4 protein-coding genes are annotated in these 4,468 nt (G+C 72.9%); all 4 read left to right on the forward strand.

The window, feature by feature from the left end; all coding sequences use genetic code 11:
* A partial coding sequence (locus HN013_RS32140) for an adenosylcobinamide-GDP ribazoletransferase (RefSeq protein ID WP_171172543.1) occupies positions 1-303 on the forward strand: 303 nt, incomplete at its 5' end.
* A 149-nt stretch (positions 304-452) separates the two neighbouring features.
* Complete coding sequence (locus tag HN013_RS32145) at positions 453-1,976, forward strand: leucyl aminopeptidase (RefSeq protein ID WP_171172545.1); 1,524 nt, start codon at positions 453-455, stop codon at positions 1,974-1,976.
* 334 nt (positions 1,977-2,310) lie between these two features.
* Positions 2,311-3,699, forward strand: a complete 1,389-nt coding sequence (gene lpdA / locus HN013_RS32150; RefSeq protein ID WP_171172547.1) for a dihydrolipoyl dehydrogenase — start codon at positions 2,311-2,313, stop codon at positions 3,697-3,699.
* A 47-nt stretch (positions 3,700-3,746) separates the two neighbouring features.
* A partial coding sequence (locus HN013_RS32155; RefSeq protein WP_283247766.1) for a biotin/lipoyl-containing protein occupies positions 3,747-4,468 on the forward strand: 722 nt, incomplete at its 3' end.

The following is a 4,468-nucleotide window of genomic DNA, read 5'->3' on the forward strand; positions in this document are numbered from 1 at the left end:
GCCCGGCGCGGCGTCCCCGCGGCCCGCCCGGAGGGGCTGGGCGCCGCGGTCGCCGGGGTGGTGCCCGTACCCGCCGCGCTGGCGGTGACCGTCGCGGCGGGCTGCGCGGCCGCCGCCGCGGGCCTGCTCCTCGGGCCCGGTGACGCGGTACGCGCGGGGGCCGCCGTCCTGTGCGCCGCCGCCGTGGCCGAACTGCTGCTCCGCCACTGCCTGCGCCGCTTCGGCGGGGTCACCGGCGACGTCTTCGGCGCCCTCGCGGAGACGGCCGCGACCGCGGCGATGATCGTCACCGCCCTGGGCTGAACGACCGCGCGGGGATAGGCTCGCGCCAGCCCGAGGGCCCGGAACCCGGCGGCGCACGCGCGGCGCATACGATGCGCGGTGGCGGCCGGCACGGCCTCGCTGTGCTCTCAAGCCGTGGAAACTCAACGGAAGTAGGGACACCCACCACCGTGACTGCTCTCACTCTCAGCACCTCCGGCGCCGCGACCCTGCGTGCGGACGCCCTCGTCGTCGGTGTCGCCAAGGGCCCGAAGGGACCCGTTCTCGCGCCCGGTGCCGAAGCCGTGGACAAGGCTTTCGACGGAAAGCTGGCCGCCGTCCTGGAGACCCTCGGCGCCTCCGGCGAGGAGGGCGAGGTCACCAAGCTCCCGGCGCCCGCCGGCGTCAAGGCCCCCGTGGTGGTGGCCGCCGGCCTCGGCGGCGTGCCCGCGAAGGGTGACGGCTACGACGGGGAGGCGCTGCGCCGCGCCGCGGGCGCCGCCGCCCGCGCCCTCACCGGGACGAAGAAGGCGGCCTTCGCGCTGCCCGTGGAGGACGCGGACGACGCCGCCGCGGTCGGCGAGGGCGCCCTGATGGGCGCGTACACCTTCACCGCCTACCGCAGCAACGGCGGCAAGCCGGCGTCGAAGAAGAGCGAGCCGCTGGCCGAGGCCGTGATCCTCGGCGGCAAGCCGCGCGACAAGGCGTTCAAGGCCGCCGTGGAGCGCGCGGCCGTCGTGGCCGCCGAGGTCAACCGGGCCCGCGACCTGATCAACATCCCGTCGAACGACCTCCACCCGGTCGCGTTCGCCGCCCTCGCCCAGGAGGCCGCCAAGGAGCACGGCCTCAAGATCGAGGTGCTGGACGAGAAGGCGCTGCTCAAGGGCGGCTACGGCGGTCTGATGGGCGTGGGCCAGGGCTCGGCCAACCCGCCGCGGCTGGTCCGCATCGGGTACACCCACCCCAAGGCGGAGAAGACCCTCGCCCTGGTCGGCAAGGGCATCACCTATGACTCGGGCGGCATCTCGCTCAAGCCGGCCGGCCACAACGAGACCATGAAGTGCGACATGAGCGGTGCCGCCGCCGTGTTCGCCGCCGTGCTGGCCGCCGCCCGGCTGGGACTGCGGGTCAACGTCACGGGCTGGCTGGCCCTGGCGGAGAACATGCCGTCCGGCACGGCCACCCGTCCGGGCGACGTGCTGACCATGTACAGCGGCAAGACCGTCGAGGTGCTCAACACCGACGCCGAGGGCCGGCTGGTGCTCGCCGACGCCCTGACCCGGGCCTCGGAGGAGAACCCCGACGCGATCGTGGACGTGGCCACCCTGACGGGCGCCATGGTGCTCGCCCTGGGTGACCGCACCTTCGGTGTCATGGCCAACGACGACGCGTTCCGCACCTCCGTCCACGAGATCGCCGAGTCGGCGGGCGAGCAGGCGTGGCCGATGCCGATGCCGGTCGAGCTCCGCAAGACCATGGACTCCCCGGTCGCGGACATCGCCAACATGGGTGTGCGCAACGGCAGCGGCCTGCTCGCGGGCCTCTTCCTGAAGGAGTTCGTCGGCGAGGGCATCACCTGGGCCCACCTGGACATCGCCGGTCCGGCCTTCCACGAGGGCGCCCCCTACGGCTACACCCCCAAGGGCGGCACCGGCTCCTCGGTCCGCACCCTCGTCCGGCTGGCCGAGCACACCGCCGACGGCGACCTGGGCTGAGCCCGGGCCGGGAGCTGCCTCCTCGTCCGACCGCCGTACCGCCGCGCGGCCCCGGGAATGCGTCCGGGGCCGCGCGGCGTTCGCTCTGGACGAACGCCGCCCGGCGATCCCGCCCGTAGATGTCCCTACGCGCGAGTAACCCCTCGAAGGTGACGTAACAGTCGTCCCTCAGCCCGGCCCGGCGTCCCGCCGTCCGTCAACAAGTGCGAAGATGTTGTCTCGGCAGGACAGGGCCCCCGGTAAACACAGGGCCGAAGCAAGAAGCGGCCGAACGACAGCCGCCGCCCGGTCATCGACGACCGGCAACGGCGTACCCATGCATGGAGGACGTGACGTGGCGAACGACGCCAGCACCGTTTTCGACCTAGTGATCCTCGGAGGCGGTAGCGGCGGTTACGCCGCTGCCCTGCGTGGAGCGCAGCTGGGTCTCGACGTCGCCCTGATCGAGAAGGACAAGCTGGGCGGCACCTGCCTGCACCGCGGCTGCATCCCCACCAAGGCTCTGCTGCACGCCGGCGAGGTCGCCGACTCGGCTCGCGAGAGCGAGCAGTTCGGTGTCAAGGCGTCCTTCGAGGGCATCGACATCGCGGGCGTCCACAAGTACAAGGACGACGTGATCTCGGGCCTGTACAAGGGCCTCCAGGGCCTGGTCGCCTCGCGCAAGGTCACCTACATCACCGGTGAGGGCCGCCTGTCCTCCCCCACCTCCGTCGACGTCAACGGCCAGCGGATCACCGGCCGTCACGTCCTGCTGGCGACCGGCTCCGTGCCGAAGTCGCTGCCGGGCCTGACCATCGACGGCAACCGTGTCATCTCCTCGGACCACGCGCTGGTCCTGGACCGCGTGCCGAAGTCCGCGATCGTGCTGGGCGGCGGCGTCATCGGCGTCGAGTTCGCCTCCGCGTGGAAGTCCTTCGGCACCGACGTCACCATCGTCGAGGCGCTCCCCCACCTCGTCCCCGTCGAGGACGAGAACAGCTCCAAGCTGCTGGAGCGCGCCTTCCGCAAGCGCGGCATCAACTTCTCCCTGGGCTCCCGCTTCTCGGGCGTGGAGTACACCGCCGACGGTGTGAAGGTCTCGCTGGAGAACGGCAAGACCTTCGAGGCCGAGCTGCTGCTCGTCGCCGTCGGCCGCGGCCCGGTCTCCCAGGGGCTGGGCTACGAGGAGGCCGGGGTCGCCATGGACCGCGGCTACGTCCTCGTGGACGAGTACATGCGGACCAATGTGTCGACCATCTCGGCCGTCGGTGACCTGGTCCCGACCCTCCAGCTCGCGCACGTCGGCTTCGCCGAGGGCATCCTGGTGGCGGAGCGGCTGGCCGGGCTCCAGCCCGTGCCGGTCGACTACGACGGCGTGCCGCGCGTCACGTACTGCCACCCGGAGGTCGCCTCCGTCGGTATCACCGAGGCGAAGGCCAAGGAGCTGTACGGCGCCGACAAGGTCGTCGCCCTGAAGTACAACCTCGCGGGCAACGGCAAGAGCAAGATCCTCAAGACCGCGGGCGAGATCAAGCTCGTCCAGGTCAAGGACGGTGCCGTGGTCGGCGTCCACATGGTCGGCGACCGTATGGGCGAGCAGGTCGGTGAGGCCCAGCTGATCTACAACTGGGAGGCCCTGCCCGCCGAGGTCGCGCAGCTCATCCACGCGCACCCGACGCAGAACGAGGCCCTCGGCGAGGCCCACCTGGCCCTGGCCGGAAAGCCGCTGCACTCGCACGACTGAGTCCCGAGCGCACCACCATCCCACTACTCGTAAGGAGCAACCGCACCATGGCGGTTTCCGTAACCCTGCCGGCGCTCGGCGAGAGCGTGTCCGAGGGCACTGTCACTCGCTGGCTCAAGGCCGAAGGCGACCGTGTGGAGGTCGACGAGCCGCTGCTCGAGGTCTCCACCGACAAGGTCGACACCGAGATCCCGGCCCCCGCGTCCGGCATCCTGGCCTCCATCAAGGTGGCCGAGGACGAGACGGTCGAGGTCGGCTCGGAGCTGGCGATCATCGACGACGGCTCCGGCGCCCCCGCCGCTGCCCCGGCTCCGGCCGCCGAGGCTGCGTCTTCGGCGGCCCCGGCCGCCGAGCCCGCCCCGGCGCCCGTCGCCGAGGCCCCTGCCCCGGCCGCCCCGGCCGAGGCTCCCGCTGCCCCCGCCGCCGCTCCGGCGGGCGGCGCCTCCGGTACCGACGTCGTGCTGCCCGCGCTGGGCGAGTCGGTCACCGAGGGCACCGTCACCCGCTGGCTGAAGGAGGTCGGTGAGGAGGTCGCCGAGGACGAGCCGCTGCTCGAGGTCTCGACCGACAAGGTCGACACCGAGATCCCGGCCCCGGCCTCCGGCGTCCTGCTGGAGATCGTCGTCGGCGAGGACGAGGTCGCCGAGGTCGGCGCCAAGCTCGCCGTGATCGGTGCCGCCGGTGCCGCTCCGGCCCCGGCCGCCGCCCCCGCGCCGGCCGCCCCGGCCGCCGCTCCGGCTCCGGCTCCCGCTCCGGCCCCGGCTCCCGC

It is taken from the genome of Streptomyces sp. I05A-00742, from assembly GCF_013055795.1.
Classification (GTDB): domain Bacteria; phylum Actinomycetota; class Actinomycetes; order Streptomycetales; family Streptomycetaceae; genus Streptomyces.